Here is a 2,260-nt window from a genome sequence, read left to right on the forward strand (position 1 = left end):
CGCGCAGGCCGGCGGCGATGTCGGCCGCGCACTGACTCGCGCCCGCGCCCGGCGGCCCCACGACGAGCACGCCGCGTCGGGTGTCCACGCTCAGGGCGACCGCGCGCGCGACGATGTCGGACCGCAACACCGCACGGCTCTTCCTCCACGCGGTCACGCGATCTCACTCCACTCCGGCCGGCTCGCACCAGCAGCTCACGGTCACGGAAAAAACTCAGGTGTGTCGCACTCTATCGCCCGCCAGGCGACGCCCATGAACATTGAGCGAAACCTGATCAACGCCGCTCCGCCGGGGTGCGGCCGTCGACCCGGGAGTGGTCATCATGCAACGTCCCACATCCGTCTCCGTCGCCTCGTGGATCTGGCTCGGCTGCGCCCTGCTCGGCACGGTCGCCGTGTCCAACATCCTGCTCGCGAGCGAGTTCATCGCCGTCTTCGTGGGGGCCGGTGGTACCGGGGAGGAACTGTCGGCCAGCCAGGTGATCGGCGTGGCGGGCGTGATCGGCGCGGTCATCGCGATGGCCGCGGTGGCCATCCAGGTGGTCGCCGCGGTCGAGCTGCGCGACGGTGCGCGCTGGGCGCGCGTGCTGCTCACGATCTCCGCGTCCATGGCGCTGGTCGGCGCCCTGGTCGACCTCACCGACTGGTCGGCGTGGGTGCTGGTCGCCGCGAACGTCGCCGCCCTGGTCCTGGCGTACGGCGAGTCCGCGTCCGCGTACCTTGACGCGCAGCGGCGTGGCGCGGCGTCGGTGCCGGTGGCCGGGGCGGGGTCGACGACGACGACGCGACGGCAGCACGCGTGAGTCAGTCCTCCGGTTGGGCGCGCTTTGCCGGGCGTGAGCTGCCCACCTGGTACGACGACGTCAAACTGGGCGTGTTCGTCCACTGGGGGCCGTACTCGGTCCCCCGGTGGGCGCCGCGCGTTCCGGACATCCAGCGGCTGATCCGCGACGGCGGCCCCCGCTGGATGCTGCGGGAGAACCCGTACGCGGAGTGGTATCTCAACTCCATGCGGGTCCCGGGCAGCCCGACCGCTGAGCACCACGCCCGCACCTATGGCGCCGACTATGGGTACGAGCGCTTTGCCGAGGAGTTCGGACGCGAGTCGGCCGATGCGGACGTCGACGAGATCGCCGAGCTCGCCGCCGCCGCGGGCGCCGGGTACGTGGTGCTCACGAGCAAGCACCACGACGGCTACACGCTGTGGCCCTCCGCGCATCCCCACCCGCGGTTGGGCCGTTACGGAAGCGAGCGGGACCTGGTGGGCGCGCTCGACGAGGCGGTCAAGGCCCGCGGCATGCGCACCGGGCTGTACTACTCCGGCGGATACGACTGGCCCTACAACAACGCGACTCTCGCCGGCCCGGCGGACCTGCTGCTGGCCATGCCCGACGACCCGACGTATGTGCGGTACGTCGAGGGACACGTCCGCGAGCTCATCGAGCGCTACCGGCCGGCGGTGCTGTGGAACGACATCGGATGGCCGGCGTCGTCGGACCTGCCGGCGGTCTTCGCGGAGTACTACGCGGCCGTGCCCGACGGGGTGGTCAACGATCGCTGGGCCCAAACGGACGTCAAGCGCGGCGGGGCGGCCGAGGCGCTGGTGCGCGGCCTGGGGTGCCTGGCGCAGCTGGCGTGGAAGCTGCTGCCGGAGGACAGTCGCGAGCTGTCCTTCCCGGCCTCGCCTCACCACGACGTCACCACGCCCGAGTACGCGCGACTCGAGACCATCGCCGAGACCAAGTGGGAGACGGTCCGCGGCGTCGGGCACTCCTTTGCCGCCAACCGCAACGAGGACCCCGCCGACATCGTCAGCGCCCGTGAACTGGTCCACATGCTGGTGGATGTGGTGAGCAAGAACGGCAACCTGCTCATCGGCGTGGGGCCCCTGCCGGACGGGTCGGTGCCGTACGAGCAGCAGGAGCCACTACGGGCGTTGGGGCGCTGGCTCCACGAGAACGGCAGCGCGATCCGCGGCAGCCGTCCGTGGGTCCTCCCGGCGGGCGTCGCGGGCGACGGTACCGAGGTGCGGTTCACCCGCACCGGCGACGACGTCAACGCGATCACTCTCGGCACGCCCACCTCGACCGAGCTGGTGCTGCCCGGACTGTGTGCCGGCCCGGGCGCGCGGGCGCAGCTCGTCTCGACGGGGCAGACGCTGGAGGTCGCCGACCGGGGCGGGGCTGCGCGCGTCCGACTCCCCGCCCGGCTGCCCGTCTCCCCCGCGCACGTGGTGCGGCTCAGCGGGGAGGTGCGTCCG

General features: G+C 72.3%; 2 protein-coding genes. Both read left to right on the forward strand.

The window, feature by feature from the left end; genetic code table 11:
* Positions 1 to 323 precede the first annotated feature (323 nt).
* On the forward strand, positions 324 to 803 hold the full coding sequence (locus G6030_RS11730) for a hypothetical protein (RefSeq protein ID WP_182643244.1): 480 nt from the start codon (positions 324 to 326) through the stop codon (positions 801 to 803).
* On the forward strand, positions 800 to 2,260 hold a 1,461-nt coding region (locus G6030_RS11735; RefSeq protein ID WP_182643245.1), incomplete at its 3' end, for an alpha-L-fucosidase. The genes G6030_RS11730 and G6030_RS11735, both read left to right, overlap by 4 nt.

It is taken from the genome of Dietzia sp. E1, assembly GCF_014145015.1.
Classification (GTDB): domain Bacteria; phylum Actinomycetota; class Actinomycetes; order Mycobacteriales; family Mycobacteriaceae; genus Dietzia; species Dietzia cinnamea_A.